This window comes from Micromonospora sp. CNZ309, from assembly GCF_002846525.1.
Window position 1 is genome coordinate 1,414,008 of sequence record NZ_PJNG01000001.1, and the last position, 23,785, is coordinate 1,437,792.

The following is a 23,785-nucleotide window of genomic DNA, read 5'->3' on the forward strand; positions in this document are numbered from 1 at the left end:
CGGACCGCCGTCGCAGCCGCGCCTGGATCGACGCCTGGCCCGGGAACGGTGGCGTCGGCGGGTGCTCAGGGCCGGCCGAGCGGCACGCGGGCCGGTGGTGCCACGTCCTCCCAGTGCCCGACCAGCTCACGGTAGACGGGCGAGCGGACCAGCAGCTCGTCGTGGGTGCCGACGAGGGGCCGGTCGCCGTCGAAGACCACCACCCGGCGGGCGCGGGTCGCCGAGCTGATCCGGTGCGCGATCACCACCAGGGTGCCGCCCCGGTGGGCGAAGGCGTGCTCGACGGTCGCCTCCAGGGTCGGGTCCAGGTGACACGTCGCCTCGTCGAGGATCACCAGTGGCGCGGGGGCGAGGTAGGCCCGGACCGCGGCGACGAGTTGACGCTCCCCGGCGGAGAGGGCGGCGGGGTCCAGCTCGGCGTCGAGGCCACCGAGGCGGCTCAGCAGGGGACCGGCGCCGAGGGCGCGTACGGCGGCCAGGACCGTCGCGTCGTCCACCCCGGGGTGCAGGTAGCGCAGGTTGTCGCCGAGGGAACCGGTGCGCACGTACGCCTCCTGCGGCAGGAGGACCCGCAGCCGGGCCAGCTCCTGCGGCGCGGTGCCGGCGGTCGGCACGCCGGCCAGGTGGACCGTGCCGGACTCCGGTGGCACGAGCCCGGCGACCAGCGCGGCCAGGGTGGACTTGCCGGCGCCGCTCGGCCCCACCACGGCCACGTGCTCGCCGGCCGCCATGGTCAGGGTGAGGTCGGTCAGGACGGGGCGGGCGTGCGGGCCGTACCGGAAGGTCAACCCCCGTAGCGCGACCGCCGGCGGCACGCTGCCGGCTTCCCCGGCCGGGCCGGTGCTGGTCGGCGGGCCGGCGGCGAGGGGAGACGACGCGGCGTCGGAGCGGGTCGCCGGGCCGGCGTCGCCGTCGGTGGCCGGGGCGCCGTCGGTCGTCGGGCGGGTGGACGGCAGGGGAGCGGGCCCCGGGGGCGGGCTGGTGCGCAGGATCCGGTCCAGGGTGACGGCGTAGCGCAGACCGCCCCCGCCGACGCCCTGCACCACGGCGTGCAGGGCCGGTTGCAGGCCGGTGGTGACGTAGACCAGCGCGCCCAGCACGGCCCCGGCGCTGAGCCCCTGCCGGACCAGCCACGGCGCGGCCAGCACCAGCACCACGACGGGCAGCCAGCCGCCCACCCCGAGGCTGAGGCTGCGCAGCGCCGCCATCCGGGCCAGCGTCCGCTCCGCGTCGGCCTGCGCCGTGACCCGCCGGTCCACGTCGGACACCACGCGCTCCTGCGCGCCGCAGGCCATGACGTCGCGGTGCCCGGCCAGCGCCGACGCGGCCGAGCGGCCGAGCCGCTCGCCGGCGTTCACCTGCGCCCGCTGGTGCGCCACCATGGCCGGCAGCGACGCGGCGAACACGGTCAGCCCCACCAGCAGCGGGGCGGCCACCGCGCCCGCCAGCGGTGGGGCCAGGGCGAACAGGCCGAGCAGCGCCGCGCCGGCGGTGAACAGGAACCCCCGGACCACCAGCAGCAGCCCGCCGAAGGTGTCCCGGACCACCTCGACCTGATGGGTCAGCCGGGCCACGGCGGCGCTGTCCGCCCGGCCGCCGGCCCGGGTGGCGTCGCGCAGCGCCCCCCACACCACCCGGGCGGCGAGGTCGTCGCGGAACGGCTCGACCACGGCCCCGAGGCTGCGGTACACCCGGCCGCTGGCCGCCGCGCCGACCAGTACCGCCGCGGCGAGCCCGGCCAGCCAGGCCAGCCCCGTGCCGAACTGGCCGGCCAGGAAGCCCCGGTCCACGGCCCGGGCCACGAGCGCGCCGCCGAGCAGCGCCGGCAGGGCTTCGACGGCCGACCAGGCGGCCAGCCGGCCCAGCGCCCGGCGGCGGGCCCGCAGCGCCGCCCAGGTGGTCCGGCGTACGCCGGAGCCGCTCATCGGGCGTCCCCGCCGGGCGCGAAGACCGCCCGGTAGGCCGGGTCGGACCAGAGCCGCCGGTGCGGCGCCACGGCCCGCAGCCGCCCGCCGTCGAGCCACGCCACCAGGTCGGCCGCCGCCGCCGTCGCGGCGCGGTGGGTCACCACGAGCCGGGTACGGCCGCCGGCGCCGGTCGCCACGGCGCGGGCGATGCGATGCTCGGTGGCGGTGTCGAGGCTGGACGTGGCGTCGTCGAGGATGAGCAGCCGCTCGGCGGGGAACGCGCGGGCCAGCCCGAGGCGCTGCGTCTCGCCGCCGGAGAACGGCGCGTCCGCCAGCCGGGTGCGGAAGCCCTCGGGCAGCCGGGCGACGACGTCGGCGACCTGCGCCGCGCGCGCCGCGGCCAGCACCGCCGGGGTGGCCGGGGCGGCGTCGGCGGGCGGTCGTGCCGCCGTGGCGGGCAGGCCGAGCCCGATCGCGTCGTGCACCGTCTCGCCGACCAGGACGGGCCGGTCGAAGGCGTGGCCGACGGCCCGGCGCAGCGCGGGCGGGGCGAGCCGGCGCAGCGGCACCCCGTCCAGCAGCACCTCGCCGCTGTCCGGGTCGTGCAGGCGGCCGGCCACCGCGGCGAGGGTCGACTTGCCGGCGCCGGAGCGGCCGACGACGGCCAGCGTGGCGCCCGCCGGTACGGTCAGGTCGATCCCGTCGAGGACCGTTCGCCCGTCGTCGGCGCGTACGCCCACCCCGCGCAGCCGCAGTTCCCCCCGCCCGGGCGGCAGCGGCTCGGTGCCGTCGGGGCGTACCGGGTGGGCCAGCGGCTCGGCGATCCGGCCGGCCGCCGCGCGGGCGCGGACGAGGCGGTTCAGGGTGGCCAGCACCGCGCCGAGCCCGGCGCCGAGGGCCGCGTACTGCACGGCGGCGACGAGTTGGCCGGGGCTGAGCCAGCCGACGGTCAGCGCGTACCCGCCGACGGCCACGACGGCCACCTGGAGCAGCGGGCCGACAGCGGCGGTGCGGGCGCTCGCCCTGGCCAGCAACCGCCAGCCGAGCAGGCCGTACCCGCGCAGTTCCGGCAGGGCCGCCAGCACCCGGTCGCGTTCCCGGTCGACGGTCGCGGCGGCGGCGATGGTGCGGGCGCCGCCGAGAGCCTCCAGCAGCCGGCCGGCGATGTCCCCCAGCACGCGCTGGTAGCCGGCCACGGCGGCGGAGGCGTCCGTGACGAAGGCCCGCATGAGCAGCGTGAGCAGGGCCAGCCCGCCGAGGAGGGTGAGGCCGAGCAGCGGTTCGAGCAGGGTGAGCGCCACGACGCTGCCGCCCGGAGGGAGCAGCGCGACGACGCCCAACACCACGGCGGTGCCCGCCTGCCCGGCGTCGGCGGCCTGCCCGACGAGCCGACCGACCAGGTCGCCCACCGGATGGCGGCGGACGGTGCGCACGTCGCAGGCGAAGAGGTGACGCAGCAGGCGCCGGCGAAGCCGCGCGGTGGCCCGGGCCGCGCCGTATCCGCTGGCCACGTCGCCGAGGATGTCGGTGAGCATGAGGACGGCGATCAGGCCGCAGGCGGCGGCCGGCCACCAGGCGCCGCCGTCGCCGGCGACGGCGGCGTCGACCGCGAGCCCGAGCGCGGCGGGCAGGGCGAGTTCGGCGGCGGCGCCGGTGAGCGCCACCGCGCCGAGCAGGACCGTCCATCCGCCGCCGTCGCGGACCACCCGCCGCAGCAGCCGGTCTGAGCCGGTCGGCGTCCGCATCGGTCCTCCCGCAGAAGACGTGCGGCCCTGGGCGGACACGTACATCCGCCCAGGGCCTCGCGTGATGACCTGGTCAGTTGCAGGTCGTGACGGACAGCGAGCTGTCGCCGCAGAGCAGCAGGCTCGCGTTGCTGCCGCCGCCGGTGCGGTCGGCGGGGGCCATCTCCATGCCCTGAAGGTCGAGAAGCGCCATGTCGATCATCTCCTTCTGTACTGTTCGGTCGGATGGTCCTGTGCTGGATGTCGCCGCTGAGGGCGTCCGGCTCAGTTGCAGGTCGTGACGGACAGCGAGCTGTCGCCGCAGAGCAGCAGGCTCGCCCGGCTGCCACCGCCCGTGCGGTCGGCGGGGGCCATCTCGAGGCCCTGGAGGTCCAGAAGCGCCATGTCGTGTCACCTCCTTCCGTGCTGATCGGATGGATCGGTCACCCTCGCCGAGGCGAGGGAGTCGGGGGCGCCCGCCAGGGGCGCGAGGAACGGCAGGCTCACCGGGTCGTCGGGCCGCGCGGCGGCCAGCGCCAGCAGCACGCCGGCGGTGCCGGTGCCGAGGTCCATGGACAGCCGCAGCAACTGCTCGCCCGGGAAGGCGGTGCCGTCGCGGTAGGGCAGGGCGTGCCAGGCCAGCCGGGCCACCTGGGCGTCGCGTTCGCGGCAGAGCTCCGGATCGTCGGGGTGCGCCGCCAGGTAGGCGATGATGCCGGCTCGTCCGGCGAAGAGGCCGGACTGCGCGTAGAACGGTGACCGGGCGGCGCGGCGTACGCCGGCGCTGGCCTCTGCGAACCGCTCGTCGGCGCGGTGCCGCAGGTACTCGTCGAGCACCAGCCCGATGCCGACGCTGCCCTGCCCGAGGTAGGGCATGGTGCGCCAGCCCTCGTTGACCTCCAGCGCGCCGTCGGGGCGTACCACGCAGCGGCGCAGGTCCTGGCGCAGGGCCGTGGCGGCGTGGTCCAGCAGGGCCTCGTCGCCGGTCAGCTCGTGCAGCCGTACCAGCAGCAGCGCCGGTCCGGTGCGGCCGCGCAGCAGCCCGGCGTACGGGTTGCGCCCGCCGCTGATGTCCGGCCCCGGGTCGTCGGCGAGCTGGTCGACCACCCGCTCGGCAACCCGCCAGGCCGCGTCGCGCAGGGCCGTCTCGTCGGTGCGTCCGGCCAGCTCGGCCAGGTTGAGCGCGATGCCGGCGAGGCCGCCCGAGAGGCTGTGGTCCAGGCCGTCCAGCGGCTGGCGCAGGCAGATGTCGAGCACGTCGAGGGCGTCCTGCCGGCGGCCGAGCGCCTCCAGCGCGTACGCGACGCCGTGCAGGCCGTCGTAGAAGCCGCACCGGGTGCCGGAGGCGGGTGCCGTGGCGTGGCGGACCAGCCACTGTTCGTGTTCCGGCCACCGTCCGGCGCCGCTGACGTGCAGGGCGTACAGGACGCCGGCGGCGCCGTGGGCGAGGTTGAGCCCGCCGCTGCGGAACTGCTCGATGTCGCCGGGGAAGAGCCGGTCGTCCCGGTCGGGTGTCGCGCTGGCGAGGATCGCCCGGGCGAGCCGGTCCCGGTGGGCCGGCCCGACGTCGACGGTGAGGTCGGGTGCCCCTGCGGCGTCCGCCGGGGCGGTGCCGGTGATCTCCCGTACGGCGTCGTCGAGGAGTTCCCTCGGCACCGGGAAGTGCGCGGCGATCACGTCGGCGAGGTGCGCGGCCTTGTCCGGCCCGAGCCGGACGAGCTGGGTCAGCGGCAGGAACAGCGCCAGCCGCAGGCAGGCCAGGGCGTACCGGTCGACGGCGGGTCCGGTGCGGTCCCGGGGCGCGGCGAAGCCCTGGTTGCGCAGGCCCGGCCGGCGGTGGCCGTCGATCGGCGCGGCGACCTCGAAGTCGACGAGCGCGATCCGGTCGTCCGGGCGGACCATGACGTTGAACAGGTGCAGGTCGCCGTAGACCAGGCCGCGGTCGTGGATCGCCGTGACGACCTCCTCGACCTGCCGGTGCACGTCCAGCGCCCAGCGGGTGTAGTCGGCGCGGTCGGCGTCCGTGGCGTCGGCGTCGATCAGCGGGTACCGGTCGACCAGGACCTTGTTGAGTGGGCGGCCCTCGATGAATTCCAGCGCGAGGAACCGGTGCTCGCCGAGGGCGAACTCGTCGTGCACCCGGGGCACCTGCGGCAGGTCGGCCAGCCGGCGCAGCGCGTCTGCCTCCCGGGCCAGGCGGGCGACCGCGTCGGTGCCGTCGGCGTCGAGACCGGCGTGTGGCCGGGCCTCCTTCAGCACCAGCTGGTCGTCGGTCCGCACGTCCCGGCCGACGTAGAGGCCGCCGCCGTTGGAGAAGTGGATGACCTTCTCGATCCGGTACGGCACCTCGTTCGTGCTGGTGGCGTTGCGGGCGGCCAGGTGCGGGCTGAGGAAGTCGGGCAGCGTCACCCAGGACGGCACGTGGAACACCGGGTCGCGGCGGTCGGGCACCAGCGTGCCCGTGTCGTCCTCGATCGCCGGGACGACCTGGCCGTCGGGGGAGTGGCAGTAGCGCGCGGCGAAGCCGCCGTAGCGTACGTGCACCGGGCCGGCGCCGTGGCGCAGGTCGCTGAGGATGTACGGCCCCGCCTCGCCGGTGAGCAGCTCGTCGAGCTCCTTGCAGACCAGCTCCAGCTCCGCGTCGTCGCGGGGGTACACGGTGACGAACTTGCCGCTGGCCGCCCGGGAGGCGTACTTGGAGTTGCGCAGGAGCAGGGTGCGCGGGCCGCGGAGGAACTTGAAGGACAGGCCCCGCGGTACGCAGTAGTCCCAGATGGTGTCGAGCACCCGCTCGGCGTTGTCCAGCGTCGCCGACACGTGGATCTTCCAGCCCTGCTGGGGCAGCGTGCCGCCGTCGGGGGCGTAGATCAGCCAGTCGTCGAGCGGCTCGGAGCGCCAGCCGTCGGGTACGGCTCGCTGCGCCGCCGCGAACGTGGGCTGCTCGACCGCGCTGCCGAGGGAATCGTAGAAGAGCCGGTCGGCGGCGCAGTAGCTGTCGTAACGCTCGTCCACCGTGACGACTCCCTCCGCTGTTCGGTCGATGCCTCTGTCGTTCGGCCGATGTGCCCGGCCTGCCGACGGATACGAGTCTGTCCGTTCGGGCAATGGCGGTTCCAGTGCGTTCAGTCATGACGACGAATGCGTGCCGCACGGTCGGCCATGACAAAAGTCAGTTGCGTCCGGGGCGTGAGGTGCCCAGCCGACGGGTGACCGGCGGCACGGTGGGCGGTGCCCCCGCCCGGCCGGGGGCGGTACGGTGCTCGCCGTGACCGCAGACGATCACCCCTCCGTCGCCGGCGACGGGCCCGTCGCCGTGCTGGCCAACCCGACCGCGGGCCGGGGCCGGTACCGAGGGTTGCTGCCGCAGGTCCTGCACCGGCTCGCGGCCGCCGGCCGGCCCGTACGCCCGCTGCGCGCCGGCACCGCCGACGAGGCCGAGGCGGCCTGCCGCGCGGCCGTGCGAGACGGCGCGTCGGCCCTGGTCGTGGTGGGCGGCGACGGGACCGTGCACCGCGCGGTGCAGGCGGTCGCCGGCACCGCCGTCCCGTTCGGTCCGGTGCCCGCCGGCACCGGCAACGACTTCGCGGCCGACACCGGCTTCCCGGCCGACCCGCTCGCCGCCGCCGACGTCATCGCCGCGGCCCTGCGCGACGGCCGCACCCGCCCGGTGGACCTGGCCCGGATGACGGGGGCCGACGGCACGCAGCGCTGGTACGGGGCGGTGCTCGCCGCCGGCTTCGACGCGATCGTCAACGAGCGCGCCAACCGGATGCGCTGGCCGAGCGGTCCGCGCCGCTACGACCTGGCGATCCTGGTGGAGCTGGCCCGGCTGCGCCCGCGCCGCTACACCCTGCGCCTCGACGGGGTGGCGCACGAGGTGGACGCCGTGCTGGTGGCGGTGGGCAACTGCGCCAGCTACGGCGGTGGCATGCGGATCTGCCCGAACGCGGACCCGACCGACGGCCTGCTCGACGTGGTGGTGGGCGGCGGCTTCGACCGGCGCACCCTGATGCGGGTGAAGCCGCGCATCTACCGGGGCACCCACGTGGCGCACCCGCTGGTGCGCAGCTACCTCGCCCGTACGGTCGAGTTGAGCGCCGAGGGCATCACCACGTACGCCGACGGCGAGCGCGCCCTGGCCCTCCCGCTGACCGTCACGGCCGCCCCCGCCGCCCTGCGCCTCCTTCGCTGACCCACCGCCGTGGCGGGGGGGGGGGGGGGGGGGGGGGTCAGGGGGTGGATCTGGTCATGCGGTCCAGCCATTCGGCCAGCAGGGTGCGTTCGGCGGTGGTGAGGTCCGTGGTGAGCGTGTCCAGGGCGGCGCGCAGTGCCACCGCGTGCCGGAGCGGACGGTCGACCCGGGAGGTCGCCCGGGCGGCGGCGGAGTCGCTGACCAGTGCGGCGAGCACCGCCTCCCGGGTGCGGGTCGACAGGGCCGGGTCGCGCTGCGGGGGCGGGGTCCGGATCAGGGTGAGGGTCACTCCGCACGCGGTGGCGTGCAGCATCTCGGTCGCCTCGTCGACGCCCGCGCGCAGCCGGCCCGCCTCGGCCACCCGCTGCACGAGCTGGCGCAGGATGTCGGCGGCGACCCGGGTCGCGGTCGGGGTCTCGCCGGGGCGCGGGTCGGCGTACATGAGGGCGTGGAACGCGGGGTTGGTCACCCCGAAGCCGACGTGCAGGTCCCAGCCCCGGCGCAGGTCGTCGACGGGGTCGCCGGCGAGGTCGCCGGCCGCCTGGGCGTGCAGGTACGCGGCGAACCCGTAGCTGGCCGCCGCGTCCAGCAGCCCCCGCATGTCGCCGAACTGGCGGTAGATCGTGGGCGCCTGCACTCCCGCCGCCCGGCCGACCGCCCGGGTGGAGACCGCCTCGCGGCCCCCCTCGGCGAGCAGCGCTGCGGCGGCCCGGACGATCCGGTCCCGGGGCGACGTCTCGGTGATCATGACAGCGACGATAACGTCCTCGCGTTAGCACCGCGTGTTAACGGTGCTGTCGACGTCCTGTTAGCTCTGCTCGCCGACCCCGGCCAGGTCCAGCACGGCACCCAGGCCGTTGGCCCGGCCCGCCTCGGCGGCCGGCAGCACCAGCGCCGCGCACCCGGCCGCCACGGCGCCCGCGTCGGCCGGGGTGTCGCCCACCATGAGCGTCCGCTCCGGGTCGACGCCGAGCATCCCGCAGGCGCGCAGGAAGATGCCCGGGTCCGGCTTGCAGCGTCCCACCTCGTACGACAGCACGAACGCGTCGACCAGCCCGGCCAGCCCCCACGCCTCGAAGTGCGGCCGGATGTCGAAGCCGATGTTGCTGACCACCGCGACCCGTACGCCCCCGGCGCGCAGCGCGGCCAGGGTCGGGGCGGTGTCCGGGTAGGGCACCCAACCCTCGGGCACCAGCACCCGCTCGTAGAGCGCCTCGGCGAAGCCCTCGATGCCCGCGTCCACGGTCTCGGCGAGCCCCGTGTAGGCGCCCCGGTGGGCGTGCGGGTAGAGATCCCGGTCGGCCCAGAGCTCGGTCAGCCGGGGCGGCACCCGGGTCGGCAGCGGCCCGCCCGCCCGGCCGGCGGTCAGCAACCGGTCGGCCAGCGCGGTGGCCCGCATCCGCTCCAGCGTCACCCCGCAGGCGGCCGCGGCGGCGAGGACCCACTCCCGGGGCTCCTCCACCTGGGCCAGGGTGCCGTGGAAGTCGAGCAGGACCGCCTCCACCGGCCGGCGGGACGGATCCGGACGGACGGCGTCGTCGGCGCCGCGCGGGGCGTGGGGCGGTTCGGCATGATCCGGCACGTCGTGCACCCTACCGACCGCCCCCGACCCGGCTGCCGGTTGGCCTTGCCCGGTGACTGTCGGCGCCACGCATTAATCTTGGAGACATGTCGAGCCCCGCCGAGCGGTACGCCGCGGCGCGCCGCCGGGCCGCGCAGGCCTCACAGTTCCCGGCACTCAACGAGTTCGCCCTCGATCTGGGGTTCGATCTCGACGACTTCCAGCGGGAGGCCTGCCAGGCGCTGGAGCGGGGCAGCGGCGTGCTGGTGTGCGCCCCGACCGGCGCCGGCAAGACCGTGGTCGGCGAGTTCGCCGTGCATCTGGCGCTGCGCGGCACCCCGGCGCCCGCCGACGGCGACGCGCCGGCGACCGGTGCCGGGGCGGCCCCGCCCCGTCGGCGTAAGTGCTTCTACACCACCCCGATCAAGGCCCTGTCGAACCAGAAGTACCACGACCTGGTCGACCGCTACGGCGCCGCGCAGGTCGGGCTGCTCACGGGCGACAACGCCATCAACGGCGACGCCCCGGTGGTGGTGATGACCACCGAGGTGCTGCGCAACATGCTCTACGCCGGCTCGACCACCCTCGACGGCCTGGCGTACGTGGTGATGGACGAGGTGCACTACCTCGCCGACCGCTTCCGCGGCGGGGTGTGGGAAGAGGTGATCATCCACCTGCCCGCCTCGGTCACGCTGGTCTCCCTGTCGGCCACCGTGTCCAACGCCGAGGAGTTCGCCGACTGGCTGGTCACCGTGCGCGGCGAGACGGCCGTGGTGGTCAGCGAGCACCGCCCGGTGCCGCTGTGGCAGCACATGCTGGTCGGCAAGCGCATGTTCGACCTGTTCCACGACGCCGACGCCGCCCGCAAGCACGACGTGCACCCCGAGCTGCTGCGCTACACCCGCGACACGATGCGCCGACTGGAGCTCGGCGAGGGCCGCAGCGCCGGCCCCGGCGCCGGGCGGCGCGGGCCCCGCTGGCGTGGCCCGATGCGCCCCGACATCGTCGACCGGCTCGACCGCGAGGGCCTGCTGCCGGCCATCCTGTTCATCTTCAGCCGCGCCGGCTGCGCCGCCGCCGTGCAGCAGTGCCTCGCCGCCGGCCTGCGGCTGACCTCTCCCGACGAGCGGGCGGAGATCCGCCGCGTCGTCGAGTCGCGGGTCACCGCCATTCCCGGCGAGGACCTGACCGTCCTCGGCTACTGGGAGTGGCTCGACGGGTTGGAGCGCGGGCTGGCCGCCCACCACGCCGGCATGCTGCCGGTGTTCAAGGAGGTCGTGGAGGAGCTCTTCGTCCGGGGCCTGGTCAAGGCGGTCTTCGCCACCGAGACGCTCGCCCTGGGCATCAACATGCCGGCCCGCTGCGTCGTGCTGGAGCGCCTGGTGAAATACAACGGCGAGGCGCACGTCGACCTGACGCCGGGGGAATACACGCAGCTCACCGGACGCGCCGGCCGGCGGGGCATCGACGTCGAGGGGCACGCCGTCGTCGTCTGGTCCCCGGAGACCGACCCCCGGCACGTGGCCGGTCTCGCCTCCACCCGCACCTACCCGCTGCGGTCCAGCTTCCGGCCGTCGTACAACATGGCGGTCAACCTGGTCGGCACCGTCGGCGCCGAGCCGGCCCGCGCGCTGCTGGAGTCCTCGTTCGCCCAGTTCCAGGCGGACCGCTCGGTGGTCGGCCTGGCCCGGCAGGTGCAGCGCAACACCGAGACCATCGAGGCGTACGGCGCGGAGGCGGCCTGCCACCACGGCGACTTCGACGAATACTTCGCGCTGCGGGTGGCGATCGGCGACCGGGAGCGGGCCATCGTCCGGCAGGGGCAGAGCCAGCGCAAGGCCGCCGCGGTGGCCTCGCTGGAGCGGCTGCGGGTCGGCGACGTGATCCGTGTGCCGTCGGGTCGGCGGGCCGGCCTGGCCGTCGTGCTCGACCCGGCGACCGGCGGCTTCGGTGAGCCCCGGCCGCTGGTGCTCACCCAGGACCGTTGGGCGGGCCGGGTCAGCCCCGGCGACTTCACGACCCCCGCCGAGGTGCTGGCGCGCATCCGGGTGCCGAAGCACTTCAACCACCGGTCCCCGGCGGCCCGGCGGGACCTGGCCGCCGAGGTCAGCGGCACGGGGCTGGACCGCCACGGCGGCCGGCGGGGAGGCCGCTCCCGGCAGGCGGTCGGCGAGGACCACCGGCTCAGCCAGCTGCGCACCGAGCTGCGCCGGCATCCCTGCCACGCCTGCCCCGACCGCGAGGAGCACGCCCGCTGGGCGGAGCGGCGCCGCCGCCTGGAGAAGGACACCGAGGAGCTGCGGCAGCGGGTGGCCGGTCGGACGGGGTCGCTGGCCCGCACGTTCGATCGGATCGTGGCCCTGCTCACCGCCCGGGGCTACCTGACGCCCGACGGGACGGTGACCGACGCCGGCCGGATGCTCGGCCGGATCTGGACCGAGGCCGACCTGCTGGTCGCCGAGTGCCTACGACGCGGCGTGTGGGACGGGCTCTCCCCGGCCGAACTGGCGGCGGCGGTCTCGGTGGTGGTCTTCGAGGCCCGCCGCGACGTCGACGAGCGGGCGTCGCTGCCGCGCGGCCCGGTGGCCGAGGCGGTCGACGAGACGCTCAAGCTGTGGAGCGAGATCGAGGCCGACGAGGCGGCCCGGGGCCTCACCGGCACCCGGGAGCCCGACCTCGGCTTCGCCTGGCCGGTCTACCGCTGGGCCCGCGGCGAGGCGCTCGCGAAGGTCCTCGGCAGCGGCCACGAGATCGACGGTGAGATGCCGGCCGGCGACTTCGTCCGGTGGGCGCGGCAGGTGGTCGACCTGCTCGGCCAGCTCGCCGACTCAGGCGGCGCCTCGCCGGAACTCAGGTCGACCGCCCGGCAGGCGATCGGGGCCGTGAACCGGGGCGTGCTGGCCTACCACGCCACCGCCTGATCGTCACCGTCGGTGACTGACGCTCGAAAGCGACGCATCGCACAGTCATGACGACGGCACCCCCCGAGTTGTGCGGGGGGTGCCGTCGTGCCTGGTGGGAGCATCCTCGATCATTGCTGCGGCGCGCGGTTACGCGCCGGTAATCGATCCGAGGAAGGCCGCGATGGCGGAGATCAATCACTTTGAGTACGGGTGGATCACCCCCGCTCTCAGCTACGCGCTCTCGGTGCTGGGCTCGGCCCTGGGGTTGATCTGCGCGAGCCGGATCCGCACCGCGGGCAGCGCCGGCCAACGCGCCTGGTGGGGCACTCTGGCGGCCTGGGCCATCGGCGGTACGGCCATCTGGACCATGCACTTCATGGCGATGCTCGGCTTCGCCGTCGAGGGCACCCGGATCCGGTACGACGTGCCGATCACCGTGGCCAGCGCCCTCATCGCGGTGGTCGCGGTCGGCATCGGCCTGGCCATCGTCGGCACCGGGCGGTTCTCCGCCGTACGGCTTGTCGCCGGGGGCCTGTTCACCGGCGCGGGGGTCGCCGCGATGCACTACACCGGCATGGCCGCCATGCGGCTCAACGGCCGGATCGACTACGACACGACGCGCGTCGTGCTCTCCGTCGTGATCGCGGTGGTCGCGGCCACCGTGGCGCTCTGGCTGGCGATGACCGTCCGGCGGGGGCTGGCGATCGTCGGCTCGGCGCTGCTGATGGGCGTCGCGGTTAACGGCATGCACTTCACCGGGATGAGCGCCATGTCGGTGCACCCGCACACCCGGCAGAGCGAGGTGACCGGCGCCGGCGTCAGCACCCTGCTCGTGCCGATCGTCCTCGCGGTGGTGCTCGGCGTGGTGGGGCTGGTCTACGCGCTGCTGGCCGCCCCCACCGCCGAGGACCGGGCCGCCGCGGCGTACGTCGGCAGCCTGCGGGAGAGGGAGCCCGCCGAGGCCACGGCGGTGGCGGCACCGGACCCGGTGGGGCTGCGGGCCCGCTCCACGCTCGGCAGCCCCGGCGCCCCGTTCCCGACGCGCCGGAACGACCCGCCACGCTGAGCGCCGGGCCCCGACCGGGCTCCGGCCCCGTCGGGGCGGACTAGGCCCGCTGTGCGAGGGCGTCGACGAGGCGGCGAGCCGAGCCGGCCAGGTTCCACTCGCCCGCCAACTCCAGCAGCCGGTCGGGGTCGGCCGGGGCGGCCGGCAGCGCGGTGGGCAGCTCGGGCAGCGGCACGTCGAGGGCGACCCGGACCACCTTCGGTGCGACGGCCAGGTAGTCCCGCGCGGCGGCGAGCTTGGTGCGCAGCCCGGGGGCGAAGCCGGAGCCCGGGTCGTCCAGGGCGGCCAGGATGCCCGCCACGTCGCCGTAGCGCTCGACCAGCCGGGCGGCCGTCTTCTCGCCCACGCCCGCCACTCCGGGCAGCCCGTCGCTGGGGTCGCCCCGCAGGGCGGCGAAGTCGGCGTACCGGTTCGCCGGCACCCCGTAGCGGGCGCGCACCGCGGCGTCGTCGCAGTCGTCCAGCTTGGCCACGCCCCGCCCGACGTAGAGCAGCCGCACGGGGCGGGCGTCGTCGACGAGCTGGAACAGGTCCCGGTCGCCGGAGACCACCTCGACCGGCGCCGGCTGCGTCACCGACAAGGTGCCGAGCACGTCGTCGGCCTCGTAGCCGGCCGCGCCGACGTGGGTGATCCCGACGGCGTCGAGCACCTCCAGGATCAGCGGGACCTGCGGGCTGAGCGTGTCGGGCACCACCTCGCCGCCTTCGGGGGCCACCCGGTGCGCCTTGTAGGACGGCAGCAGCGCCACCCGCCAGTCGGGCCGCCAGTCGTGGTCCATCGCGCAGACCATCCGGTCGGGTCGGCGGGTGCGGATCAGGCTCGCCAGCATGTCGAGGAAGCCGCGCACCGCGTTGACGGGGCTGCCGTCGGCGGCGCGGGCCGCCGACTCGGGGATGCCGAAGTAGGCCCGGAAGTAGAGACTGGGCGCGTCGATGAGCAGGATCGGAGGTCGGTGTGCCACGCCCGACAGCCTGGCACACCCCACCGACGATCAGGGGGCACGGCGCGGCGGATCAGGGACGGTCGTCGTCGCGGTACAGCGCCTCGCGGCGGGCCACGTACTGCAGCCCGTAGCTGACCAGCAGCAGCACGATGGCGGCCGCCACCTCGAGCCAGGCCGCCGTGCCGTCGGCGACGGTCAGGCCGACGACCAGCAGCACCAGCCCTGCCACCGCGAGGACGCCCGCCCAGAGCAGCCGGCGACGTCGGGTCGCGGCGCGCTCGGGTTCCGTCGCTGCCACGGCGGTCGCTCCTTCCCGTCGGCGGCCCGTCCGCGCCCAGCCTATCGGCGGGTACGGCCGGCGGCGGCGGAACCGGGCTGCGGGAGCGCCGGCCCCGGGCGCAGACTTGCCGGTGTGACGTTCGTTGCCGGCCTGACGCTGGGCCGTCGGTTCCACGACGAGGTGCTGGCGCCGATCCTGCGTCGCCGCCTTCCCGACCTGCCGTACGCGGCCGGCCTGCTCGACGGCGGCTCGGAACTGCTCGGCCTGGACACCCCGCGCTCCACCGACCACGACTGGGGCCCGCGGGGGCAGCTCTTCGTCGCCGCGAGCGACGCGGCGCGCATCCCGGCCCTGAGCGCGGCGCTGGACGCGGACCTGCCGGCGGAGTTCCTCGGCTGGCCGACCCGGTTCACCGGGCACGGCAGGCTGGGGGTGGCCGACCGGGCGGGCAGCCGCCACGGCGTCACGGTCCACGAGCTGGGCGGTTGGTGGCACGACCGGCTGGGCTTCGACCCGGCCGGCGGCGTCGGCACGGCCGACTGGCTGGCCACCCCGACGCAGCGGCTGGCCGAGGTCACCGGCGGCGCGATCTTCCACGACGGCCTCGACGGCGCGCTGACCGCAGCCCGGGCGGCGCTGGCGTGGTATCCGGACGACGTGTGGCGGCACGTGCTCGCCGCCGCGTGGACCCGCGTCGCGCAGGCCGAGCACCTGCCCGGCCGCTGCGCGGAGAGCGGCGACGAGCTGGGCAGCCGGATGGTCGCCGCCGGGCTGGCCCGGGACCTGATGCGGCTCGGCCTGCTGCTGCACCGCCGCTGGCCCCCGTACGACAAGTGGCTCGGCACGGTGTTCGCCCGGCTGCCGGACGCGGCGCCCGTCGTCGCGGCCCTGGCCGACGCGCTCGGCCCGGCCGACTGGCGGGAGCGGGAGGACGGGCTGGTCCGGGCGCTGGCGGCGGTCGCCGCCTGGACCGACGACACCGGCCTGGCGGCGCCGGTGCGCGCCCGGCCCCGGCCGTTTCACGCCCGACCGTTCCTGGTCCTGGACGCGGGTCGCCTCGCCGCCGCGCTACGCGCCGCCGTCACCGACCCGGCCCTGCGCGCGCGTGCGCCGCTCGGCGCGGTCGACCAGTACGTCGACAGCGTGGACGTGCTGACCCACGCGCACCGGGTCCGTCGGCTCGCCGCCGCGCTGCCGCCGGGGGCGGACGGCGCCGACTGACGGCGGGCGGCCGGGCCGACGGCGGCGGTGACGGGCGGTGACGGGCCCCGTCCCGTCGGTGCGGTGACGGGGCCCCGCGCGCCGCTCAGGCGGGCAGCCGCCAGACCTGGTTGGCGCCGCCGAAGCAGTCCCAGATCTGCAACCGGGTGCCGTCGGCGGAGCTGTTGCCGGTGGCGTCGAGGCACTTGCCGGCCTGCGGGTTGCGTAGCGTGCCGTTGGACTGGGCCTGCCAGACCTGGGCGCCGGTGCCGTTGCATTCCCACAGCTGCACCTTGGCGCCGTTGGCGGTGGAGCCGCTGGCCACGTCGGCGCACTTGCCGAGGGCGCGCAGCGTGCCGTCGGTGCCCACCGTCCAGCTCTGGGCGTTCGTGCCGTTGCAGGCGTAGAGCTGCACGGCGGTGCCGTTGGCGGTGTTCGCGGCGGCCACGTCGACGCACTTGCCGCCGATCCCGGTGATCGGGCCGGTCCGCCCGACGGGCGGCGGGGTCGTGCCCCCGGTGGCCGTGTCGTAGATGGCGCTGACCAGGGAGGTCGCCCCGGTGGTGTCCTGGCTGAGTTCCCAGTTCATCATGCCGCCGGCGTTGGCCATGGCCCACTGGGTCTTGCGCTTGACGGTGGGGATGCCGTTGTAGCACTGCTGGGTCCCGCCGACCCTGGTGCAGTCGCGGTTGGCGTTGGCCGGGTCCATGGCGACCAGTGAGGCGTAGGTGTGGTAGCCGGGCCGGCTGTAGAACGGCACGCCGAGCACCGCCTTGTGGGCGGGCAGGCCCCGGGACTTCCAGTAGTTGACGGCGTTGATCGACCAGTCGTAGTTGGCGTGTGGGCTGCCGCCGTCGTACGCCATGATGTTGAGCCAGTCCACGTGGCCGAACACGGCGGGCTGCACGCCCTCGGCGTACCAGCCCTCGGAGACGACGGCGGCGGTGAGCAGCTTGCCCCGGCTGTGCAGGGCGCCGGCCAGCTGCTGCATCAGGGCCGTGTAGTTGGTGGCCGAGGCGCCCGGGTCGGGATACTCCCAGTCCATGTCGACGCCGTCGAGGCCGTACTGGTTGACGAAGTTGACGACGTTGTTGACGAACGTCGTGCGGGTGCCGGCGTTGGCGGCGAGCGCCTCGAAGGCGGAGTCGTCGCCGTTGTTCCAGCCGCCGACCGCGATCGACACCTTGACGTTGCTGGCGTGGCCTCGGGACACCAGTTGGGAGAGCTTGGCGGGGTTCTCCACCGGGCGCAGCGTGCCGTCGCCGTTGGGCAGCACGAACGCGTAGTTGACGTGGGTCAGCTTGGCGTACTGCACGGCGTTGACGTCGCCGGTCCAGGACGGCAGGTAACCCACGCTGCGGAAGCCGTCGGGCAGCGCGGCGGCCTGCGCGGGGGCGGGGGCCAGGGCGAGGGTGGTGGCGGCGGTGGCCAGGGTGAGCAGGCCGGCGGCGAGGGCCGACCTGAGGCGGGGCAGCGATGAGGGCATCGGGGGCCTTCCCGTGGGCGGGTTGCGGCGGCCGTGCCGCCCGCGTCGGCGACCGGCGCCGGAAGGCGGGCGTACGGGTGGGACGGGCGGACATCCTCGAGGCAGCCAAATCCTAAGGAGTGTTAACTGTGCCGTCAACGACGACGCTCGATGGATCGGAGAGCGCTCCCCGGAGCCGGGCGGGCTGGGGGCACCCCCGAACGACCGTTAAGCTGACCGGGTGGCATCCGACGAGTTGTATCCGCCCCGACGGCTGGCCGACGCCCAGCGCGCCACCGCCGCCGCCGGCCTGGACGCGCTGCTGCTCACCCCCGGCTCCGACCTGCGCTACCTGACCGGCTACGACGCCCACGAGGGGGAGCGGCTCACCTGCCTGGTGCTGCCCGCGCAGGGGGAGCCGACCCTGATCGTGCCCACCCTGGAGCGGCCGGCCGCCGAGGCGTCCCCGGCGCCCGCCACCGGCGTACGCATCGTCGACCACGCCGACGGCAGCGACCCGTACCCGCTGCTCGTCGCCGCCCTCGGCGGACCGGTGGCGGCGGTCGGGCTGGCCGACCGGATGTGGGCCGAGCAGGTCCTGGCCCTGCGCGCGGCGCTGCCCGGCGCCGCCCAGCGGCTGGCCTCCGAGGTGCTGCGCGAGATGCGCCTGCGCAAGTCCCCGGCCGAGATCGCGGCGCTGGCCGAGGCGGGCGCGGCGATCGACGCCGTGCACCGGCGGATGGGGGAGTGGCTGCGGCCGGGACGCACCGAGGCGGAGGTGGGCGCCGACATCGCCGCGGCGATCCGGGCCGCCGGCCACGTGAGCGTGGACTTCGTGATCGTCGCCGCCGGCCCGAACGGCGCCAGCCCGCACCACGGCACCTCCGAGCGTCCGATCGGCGCCGGCGAGCCCGTCGTCGTGGACATCGGCGGGACGATGCCCTCGGGCTACCGCTCCGACTGCACCCGCACCTACGTCGCGGGCGCCCCGGCGCCGGCCGAGTTCGTCGACTACTACGCGGTGCTGCACGCCGCCCAGCGCGCCGCGGTGACCGCGGTCCGCCCCGGCGTGACCGCCGAGGAGGTCGACGCGGCGGCCCGGGAGCCGATCGCCGCCGCCGGCTTCGGCGCGGCCTTCCTGCACCGCACCGGCCACGGCATCGGCCTGGACGGCCACGAGGAGCCCTACGTGGTGGCCGGCAGTGCCCGCCCGCTGGAGCCGGGGATGGCATTCTCCGTCGAGCCGGGCATCTACCTGGCGGGCCGGCACGGCGCCCGCATCGAGGACATCGTCGTCTGCACCACGGACGGCGTGCAACGGCTCAACACCACCCCCACGGAGCTCATCGCGCTATGACTGTCGACCGGATCCTCCCCACCGACGAGGCCCACGACCTGCTCGACCTCGCCACCGAACTCGCCGACCGGGAGCTGGCGCCACGGGCCGCCGGGTTCGAGGAGCGCGCGGAGTTCCCCCGCGAGGTGCTGCGCACCCTCGGGCGGGCCGGCCTGCTCGGCCTGCCGTACGCCGAGGAGCACGGCGGCGCCGCCCAGCCCTACGAGGTGTACCTCCAGGTGCTGGAGATCCTGGCCAGCCGCTGGCTCGCGGTCGCCGAGGCGGTCAGCGTGCACACCCTGTCCTGCTACCCCCTGGCCCAGTTCGGCACCGACGGGCAGCGCAAGCTGCTGCCCGACATGATCGGCGGGGAGCTGCTCGGGGCGTACTGCCTGTCGGAGCCGCAGGGTGGCTCGGACGCCGCCGCGCTGACCACGCGGGCCGTACGCGACGGCGACGCCTACGTGGTCGACGGCACGAAGGCGTGGATCACCCACGCGCAGGTGGCGGACTTCTACAACATCTTCTGCCGCACCGGCGGCCCCGGCCCGAAGGGCATCTCCTGCCTGCTGGCCGACCGCGACACGCCGGGCATCGCGCCGCAGGCGGCCGAGCGCACGATGGGGCTGCGGGCCTCCCCGGTGGCGCAGATCGCCTTCGACTCGGCCCGGGTCCCCGCCGATCGGCTGATCGGCGGGGAGGGGGCGGGCTTCACCATCGCGATGTCCGCGCTCGACTCGGGGCGCCTCGGCATCGCCGCCTGCGCGGTGGGGCTGGCCCAGGCGGCGCTGGACTACGCGGTCGGCTACGCCCGGGAACGCCAGCAGTTCGGCACGGCGATCATCGACTTCCAGGGGCTGGGATTCACCCTCGCCGACCTGGCGACCCAGATCTCGGCGGCCCGGGCGCTGATGCTGGCCGCGGCCCGGCTGCGTGACGCCGGCCGGCCGTACTCGATCGAGGCGGCGAAGGCGAAGCTCTTCGCCACCGACGTGGCGATGCGGGTGACCACCGACGCGGTGCAGGTGCTGGGCGGGGCCGGCTACGTGGCCGACCACCCGGTGGAGCGCTACATGCGCGAGGCCAAGGTGCTCCAGATCGTGGAGGGCACCAACCAGATCCAGCGGCTGGTCATCTCCCGGGCGCTGGCGAAGGGCTGACGGGCGTCGCCCCGCCGGCCGGCGCGTGTGCCGCGTCGCGCCGGCGGGCCGCGTCGTCGCCGTGGCGCGGTTTTCCCGGTAGGTTGCACGCCGTGGAGGAGATCGACCGCGCCATCATCGCCGCGCTGACCGCTGACGGTCGGCTGTCGTACACCGATCTGGCGGAGCGGGTGGGCCTGTCGGTCTCCGCCGTGCACCAGCGGGTGCGCCGCCTGGAGCAGCGCGGCGTCATCAAGGGGTACGCCGCCCGGGTCTCCTTCGAGGCCCTGGAGCTGCCGCTTACCGCGTTCGTGGCGATCCGGCCGTTCGACCCGTCGCAGCCCGACGACGCGCCGGAGCGGCTGGCCCACCTGCCGGAGATCGACTCGTGCTACTCGGTGGCGGGGGAGGACTTCTACCTCCTGCTGGTGCGGGTGGCCAGCCCGGCGGACCTGGAGCGACTGCTCCAGGAGATCCGTACGGCGGCGAACGTCACCACCCGCACGACCGTGGTGCTGTCGACGCCGTACGAGAACCGGCCGCCGAAGATCAGTGCCGAGCCCCACGTTCGGGTGCGTTCCCGGGCGCCGGGGGAACCGGCTGGTTCCACCGCAGGATGACCCGTCGGCCGTGCTCGTGGCCGAGCACGCTGACGGTGGCGGTGTCCAGCCGCAGCAGCCCGCCGGCCGAGGGCGGCAGGCCGACCCAGCGGGCGCCGAGCACGCGCAGGCTGTGGGCGTGCCCGACGAGGGCGACGGTGCCCCGGTCGAGCAGCGGGTGGACCCGGGCGAGCACCCGGTCGAGGCGTTCGCCGACCTGGTTGGGGGACTCCCCGCCGGGGCAGCCGTCGGTCCAGATGGACCAGCTCGGGTGGTCGTCGCTGATGTCGGCGGTGGTGCGCCCCTCGTACTCGCCGTAGTTCCACTCGGCCAGGTCGTCGAGGGTGACGGTGACGGTGAGGCCGGCCAGCCGGGCGGTGTGCAGCGCCCGGGCGCGGGGACTGGTCAGGACCGCGGCGAAGCGCCGGCCGGCGAGGAACCGGCCGAGGGCGCGGGCCTGCCGCTCGCCGTCGGGGGTGAGCTCGAGGTCGGTGTACGAGGTGTGCCGGCGGCTGGCGCTCCAGGTGGTCTCGCCGTGCCGGATCAGCAGTAGCTCTCCCATCCGTCCAGTCAACCAGACGATCCGTTCCCATCTTCACCTAGTGTCCTAGGATGCCTTAGAGGGTGTGCGGGCCGCCGCACAGACGGCAAGGCAGCAAGGTGAGAACGACTCGAAGGCTGGCCAAGGCCGGCGGCAACGAGGAGGGGGTCGCAGCGGACCGGACGCGGCGTGCCGGCGGTCCGTACCGGCCGGGGGAGTGGTGGAGGCCGAGACGCGGTCTGGTGGGGCCGGGGCCCGGAAACGCGTCACCCCCGGGCCGGTGGTCGGCTCCGGGGGTGACGGTGTCGCGGGCTGGTCAGTCGTTGCGGTGTTCGGCCCACCACTGCTGCCCGCTCTCGGGCAGGGTGTCGATCGGGTCGTAGTAGGCGTGGCGCTTGTTGAGCGCCTCGGCGTCGGCGGACTCGATGGAGGTGCGGTAGTTCTTCGTCCAGTACGAGATGCCGCGGTCGCGGTCGTACTCGGTGAGCATGTGCACCCAGCGCTTGCCGACGAAGGGCACGTCGCAGACGATGCGCGGGGTGGCGTAGCCGGGCAGGTAGCCCATGATGTCGTGCTGGAGCTGCTGGGCGTGCCAGACCGGCACCCGCCAGTGCTCGGCGTTGGGGATCATGTCGCACATGTAGAAGTAGTACGGCAGGATGCCCGCCTCGCCCTGGAGGGCGAAGCAGAGGTCGAGCAGGTCGGGGGCGGTGGCGTTGACGCCGCGCATGAGCACGCCCTGGTTGCGTACGTCGCGTACGCCGACGTCGAGGGCGGTCTGGGCGGCCCGGGCGACCAGCGGGGTGAGCGACTGGGCGTGGTTGACGTGGGTGTGGATGGCGAGGTTGACCCCGCGTCGGGCGGCGGTGCGGGCGACGCGTTCGAGGCCCTCGACGACGTCGGGCTGGAGCCAGTGCTGGGGCAGGCCCATGAGGGCCTTGGTGGCGAGCCGGATGTCGCGGATGGTCTCGATCTCCAGCAGCCGCATCAGGTAGGACTCGAGGTTCTTCCACGGCACGTTGGCGACGTCGCCGCCGGAGACCACGACGTCACGGACGCCGGGGTGGGCCTTGAGGTAGCCGATGTGGGCGTCGTAGCGGTCGACGGGCTTGAGGGTCAGCTTGAGCTTGTCGACGGCGGGGGTGGAGTTGCCCACGAGGTCCATGCGGGTGCAGTGCCCGCAGTACTGGGGGCAGGTGGAGAGCAGCTCGGCGAGGACCTTGGTGGGGTAGCGGTGGGTGAGGCCCTCGGCGACCCACATGTCGTGTTCGTGCAGGGAGTCGCGGCTGGCGTACGGGTGGGAGGGCCAGTCGGTGCGCCGGTCGGAGGCGACGGGGATCATGTAGCGCCGGATGGGGTCGGCGAGGAGCGCCTCGGTGGTCATCGGCGCGAACGGCACCATCGTGTTGATCATCTGGGGCGGCACCAGCATGGACATGGTGGCCAGGGCCTTCTGGTCGGCCTCGAGGTCGGCGTAGAAGGTCTCGTCGACCGTGTCGCCGAGGACGGTGCGCAGCTGCTTGATGTTCTTGACGCAGTTGACGCGCTGCCACTGTGCGTTCTCCCACTGCTCGCGGGTGATGTGGCGCCAGCCGGGGAAGCGGGTCCAGTCGGGCTCGACGAGGGGCGCGCGGCGGTATTCGTAGGGCTGTCCGGCGGTGGGTACCGCGACCGGCGCGGGGTGGGGCGGGGGCAGGGTCTCCACCGGTTGGGTCTGGGTCACGGCCCCTCCTCGAAGTGGTGCGGGTTGATCAGCGATCCCGAAGGCTACTGGAAAATATTCGGTGAAGAAATTAGTCTGCCGGAAGTTTTCCCGCTACGCGAGCCCTGGCCGGGGCTTCGAGCGGCGTGACAGGGGGAGGTCGGCGTGACGTCACCGGTGGGTCTGCACCGCGTTGTCGAACCGGCGGGGGTGCTGCCGCAGGCCGCGTGGCGGCTGGACGCGAGTCCGGAGATCGCGCCGAACGAGGTGCGTATCCGGGTGGAGCGGTTGAACCTGGACGCGGCGAGCTTCCGGCAGTTGTGGGAGAAGCACGGCGGGGACGGCGACGCGGTGCGCGCCGAGGTGCTTGAGATCGTGTCCGCGCGGGGCAAGATGCAGAACCCGGTGACGGGGTCGGGCGGGATGCTGATCGGCACGGTGGAGGAGGCGGGGCGGCGGTCCCCGCTGGGTCTGCGGGCGGGGCAGCGGGTGGCGACCCTGGTGTCGCTGACGTTGACGCCGCTGGCGGTCCTCGACGGGTTGGCCCGCTGGGACGGGCGCAGCGAGCAGGTGCCGTGTGACGGGTACGCGATCCTGTTCGCCCGGTCGATCGCGGCGGTGCTGCCGGCGGACCTGGACCCGCAGCTGTCCCTGGCGGTGCTGGACGTGTGCGGGGCACCGGCGTTGACGGCGCGGGTGGTGTCGCGGTACGTGGCGGAGCGGGAGCGTGCGGATGATCCGACGCCGGTGCGGGTGGCGGTGATCGGTGGCGCGGGCAAGAGCGGGTCGCTGTCGCTGGCGGCGGCGCGGCGGGCGGGTGCCGCCCGTACGGTCGGGGTGGTGCCGGTGGTGGCGGAGCGGGACGCGCTGGCGGCGGTGGGGCTGGCGGACGCGGTGGCGTTGGCCGACGCCCGGGATCCGGTGGCGCTGTCGACGGCGGTGACGACGGCGTTGGGGGCGCCGGCGGACGTGACGGTGGTGTGCGTGGACGTGCCGGGCTGTGAGCACGGCGCGGTGCTGGCGACGGCGGACGGCGGCACGGTGGTGTTCTTCTCGATGGCGACGAGTTTCGCGGCGGCGGCGTTGGGGGCGGAGGGCCTGGCGGCGGACGTGACGATGCTGGTCGGCAACGGTTACGTGCCGGGGCACGCGGAGTTCGCGCTCGGTCTGCTGCGGTCGGAGTCGGGGGTGCGGGCGTTGTTCGAGGCGCGACTCGCGGCAGACTGA

20 protein-coding genes are annotated in these 23,785 nt (G+C 75.2%); 8 read left to right on the forward strand and 12 right to left on the reverse strand.

Going from position 1 to position 23,785, the window contains the following annotated elements; genetic code table 11:
* Positions 1–65: 65 nt before the first annotated feature.
* From CLT72_RS05580 to lanKC, 5 genes are all read right to left on the reverse strand, one after another.
* Positions 66–1,925: an ABC transporter ATP-binding protein gene (locus CLT72_RS05580; protein WP_101409816.1), complete on the reverse strand. Its 1,860-nt coding sequence runs from the start codon at positions 1,923–1,925 to the stop codon at positions 66–68.
* A complete protein-coding gene (locus CLT72_RS05585) occupies positions 1,922–3,652 on the reverse strand; it encodes an ABC transporter ATP-binding protein (RefSeq protein WP_101409817.1) in 1,731 nt (576 codons plus the stop codon). The genes CLT72_RS05580 and CLT72_RS05585 overlap by 4 nt, the downstream gene beginning before the upstream one ends.
* A 73-nt stretch (positions 3,653–3,725) precedes the next feature.
* Positions 3,726–3,845 carry a SapB/AmfS family lanthipeptide gene (locus tag CLT72_RS05590; RefSeq protein WP_158241974.1) on the reverse strand — a complete coding sequence of 40 codons (120 nt, stop codon included), beginning with the start codon at positions 3,843–3,845 and terminating at the stop codon, positions 3,726–3,728.
* A 71-nt stretch (positions 3,846–3,916) separates the two neighbouring features.
* Positions 3,917–4,036 carry a SapB/AmfS family lanthipeptide gene (locus tag CLT72_RS05595; protein ID WP_013734295.1) on the reverse strand — a complete coding sequence of 40 codons (120 nt, stop codon included), beginning with the start codon at positions 4,034–4,036 and terminating at the stop codon, positions 3,917–3,919.
* Between the two features lie 6 nt (positions 4,037–4,042).
* Entirely contained in the window at positions 4,043–6,643 is a 2,601-nt protein-coding gene (lanKC, locus tag CLT72_RS05600) for a class III lanthionine synthetase LanKC (protein ID WP_101409819.1), read from the reverse strand.
* Between the two features lie 244 nt (positions 6,644–6,887).
* On the opposite strand from lanKC, the gene CLT72_RS05605 reads away from it, so the two are divergent.
* Positions 6,888–7,823, forward strand: coding sequence for a diacylglycerol kinase (locus tag CLT72_RS05605; RefSeq protein ID WP_101409820.1), 936 nt, complete (start codon positions 6,888–6,890; stop codon positions 7,821–7,823).
* 37 nt (positions 7,824–7,860) lie between these two features.
* Here the strand turns inward: CLT72_RS05605 and CLT72_RS05610 are convergent, their stop codons facing one another.
* Positions 7,861–8,571: a TetR/AcrR family transcriptional regulator gene (locus CLT72_RS05610; protein WP_101409821.1), complete on the reverse strand. Its 711-nt coding sequence runs from the start codon at positions 8,569–8,571 to the stop codon at positions 7,861–7,863.
* A 60-nt stretch (positions 8,572–8,631) separates the two neighbouring features.
* On the reverse strand, positions 8,632–9,405 hold the full coding sequence (locus CLT72_RS05615; protein WP_101414956.1) for an HAD family hydrolase: 774 nt from the start codon (positions 9,403–9,405) through the stop codon (positions 8,632–8,634).
* Positions 9,406–9,491: 86 nt separating this feature from the next.
* On the opposite strand from CLT72_RS05615, the gene CLT72_RS05620 reads away from it, so the two are divergent.
* Together CLT72_RS05620 and CLT72_RS05625 are read left to right on the forward strand one after the other, a co-directional pair.
* Entirely contained in the window at positions 9,492–12,305 is a 2,814-nt protein-coding gene (locus CLT72_RS05620) for a DEAD/DEAH box helicase (RefSeq protein ID WP_101409822.1), read from the forward strand.
* Between the two features lie 163 nt (positions 12,306–12,468).
* Positions 12,469–13,353, forward strand: coding sequence for an MHYT domain-containing protein (locus CLT72_RS05625; RefSeq protein ID WP_101409823.1), 885 nt, complete (start codon positions 12,469–12,471; stop codon positions 13,351–13,353).
* A 40-nt stretch (positions 13,354–13,393) separates the two neighbouring features.
* Here the strand turns inward: CLT72_RS05625 and CLT72_RS05630 are convergent, their stop codons facing one another.
* Both CLT72_RS05630 and CLT72_RS05635 read right to left on the reverse strand, forming a co-directional pair.
* Positions 13,394–14,314, reverse strand: coding sequence for a 5'-3' exonuclease (locus CLT72_RS05630; RefSeq protein ID WP_101409824.1), 921 nt, complete (start codon positions 14,312–14,314; stop codon positions 13,394–13,396).
* Positions 14,315–14,366: 52 nt separating this feature from the next.
* Positions 14,367–14,594 (reverse strand): DUF3040 domain-containing protein, encoded by a 228-nt coding sequence (locus CLT72_RS05635; RefSeq protein WP_101409825.1) that lies wholly within the window; start codon positions 14,592–14,594, stop codon positions 14,367–14,369.
* 114 nt (positions 14,595–14,708) lie between these two features.
* Here CLT72_RS05635 and CLT72_RS05640 point away from each other — a divergent pair, with 114 nt between their 5' ends.
* Positions 14,709–15,797, forward strand: coding sequence for a DUF4037 domain-containing protein (locus CLT72_RS05640; protein ID WP_101409826.1), 1,089 nt, complete (start codon positions 14,709–14,711; stop codon positions 15,795–15,797).
* An 85-nt stretch (positions 15,798–15,882) separates the two neighbouring features.
* On the opposite strand, the gene CLT72_RS05645 is transcribed toward CLT72_RS05640, so the two are convergent.
* A complete protein-coding gene (locus CLT72_RS05645; protein WP_101409827.1) occupies positions 15,883–17,262 on the reverse strand; it encodes a glycosyl hydrolase family 18 protein in 1,380 nt (459 codons plus the stop codon).
* A gap of 220 nt (positions 17,263–17,482) precedes the next feature.
* Here CLT72_RS05645 and CLT72_RS05650 point away from each other — a divergent pair, with 220 nt between their 5' ends.
* The 3 genes from CLT72_RS05650 (at position 17,483) to CLT72_RS05660 (ending at position 20,336) form a co-directional block, all read left to right on the forward strand.
* A complete protein-coding gene (locus tag CLT72_RS05650; RefSeq protein WP_101409828.1) occupies positions 17,483–18,598 on the forward strand; it encodes a M24 family metallopeptidase in 1,116 nt (371 codons plus the stop codon).
* On the forward strand, positions 18,595–19,737 hold the full coding sequence (locus CLT72_RS05655; RefSeq protein WP_101409829.1) for an acyl-CoA dehydrogenase family protein: 1,143 nt from the start codon (positions 18,595–18,597) through the stop codon (positions 19,735–19,737). Before CLT72_RS05650 ends, CLT72_RS05655 begins: the two co-directional genes overlap by 4 nt.
* 92 nt (positions 19,738–19,829) lie before the next feature.
* A complete protein-coding gene (locus CLT72_RS05660) occupies positions 19,830–20,336 on the forward strand; it encodes an Lrp/AsnC family transcriptional regulator (protein ID WP_101414957.1) in 507 nt (168 codons plus the stop codon).
* Here the strand turns inward: CLT72_RS05660 and CLT72_RS05665 are convergent.
* Both CLT72_RS05665 and CLT72_RS05670 read right to left on the reverse strand, forming a co-directional pair.
* The gene (locus tag CLT72_RS05665; protein ID WP_101409830.1) at positions 20,266–20,877 is read right to left on the reverse strand and encodes a histidine phosphatase family protein; all 612 of its coding nucleotides are present in this window, start codon (positions 20,875–20,877) and stop codon (positions 20,266–20,268) included. The two genes, CLT72_RS05660 and CLT72_RS05665, sit on opposite strands and share 71 nt — an antisense overlap.
* A 295-nt stretch (positions 20,878–21,172) precedes the next feature.
* A complete protein-coding gene (locus tag CLT72_RS05670; protein ID WP_101409831.1) occupies positions 21,173–22,579 on the reverse strand; it encodes a KamA family radical SAM protein in 1,407 nt (468 codons plus the stop codon).
* Between the two features lie 144 nt (positions 22,580–22,723).
* On the opposite strand from CLT72_RS05670, the gene kdd reads away from it, so the two are divergent.
* On the forward strand, positions 22,724–23,785 hold the full coding sequence (kdd, locus tag CLT72_RS05675; RefSeq protein WP_101409832.1) for an L-erythro-3,5-diaminohexanoate dehydrogenase: 1,062 nt from the start codon (positions 22,724–22,726) through the stop codon (positions 23,783–23,785).

Coding starts and splice junctions, on each gene's coding strand:
- CLT72_RS05580 (WP_101409816.1), bottom strand. CDS start 1,925: ATGAGCGGCTCCGGCGTACGCCGGACCACCTGGGCGGCGCTGCGGGCC.
- CLT72_RS05585 (WP_101409817.1), bottom strand. CDS start 3,652: ATGCGGACGCCGACCGGCTCAGACCGGCTGCTGCGGCGGGTGGTCCGC.
- CLT72_RS05590 (WP_158241974.1), bottom strand. CDS start 3,845: ATGGCGCTTCTCGACCTTCAGGGCATGGAGATGGCCCCCGCCGACCGC.
- CLT72_RS05595 (WP_013734295.1), bottom strand. CDS start 4,036: ATGGCGCTTCTGGACCTCCAGGGCCTCGAGATGGCCCCCGCCGACCGC.
- CLT72_RS05610 (WP_101409821.1), bottom strand. CDS start 8,571: ATGATCACCGAGACGTCGCCCCGGGACCGGATCGTCCGGGCCGCCGCA.
- CLT72_RS05620 (WP_101409822.1), top strand. CDS start 9,492: ATGTCGAGCCCCGCCGAGCGGTACGCCGCGGCGCGCCGCCGGGCCGCG.
- CLT72_RS05625 (WP_101409823.1), top strand. CDS start 12,469: ATGGCGGAGATCAATCACTTTGAGTACGGGTGGATCACCCCCGCTCTC.
- CLT72_RS05645 (WP_101409827.1), bottom strand. CDS start 17,262: ATGCCCTCATCGCTGCCCCGCCTCAGGTCGGCCCTCGCCGCCGGCCTG.
- CLT72_RS05655 (WP_101409829.1), top strand. CDS start 18,595: ATGACTGTCGACCGGATCCTCCCCACCGACGAGGCCCACGACCTGCTC.
- CLT72_RS05665 (WP_101409830.1), bottom strand. CDS start 20,877: ATGGGAGAGCTACTGCTGATCCGGCACGGCGAGACCACCTGGAGCGCC.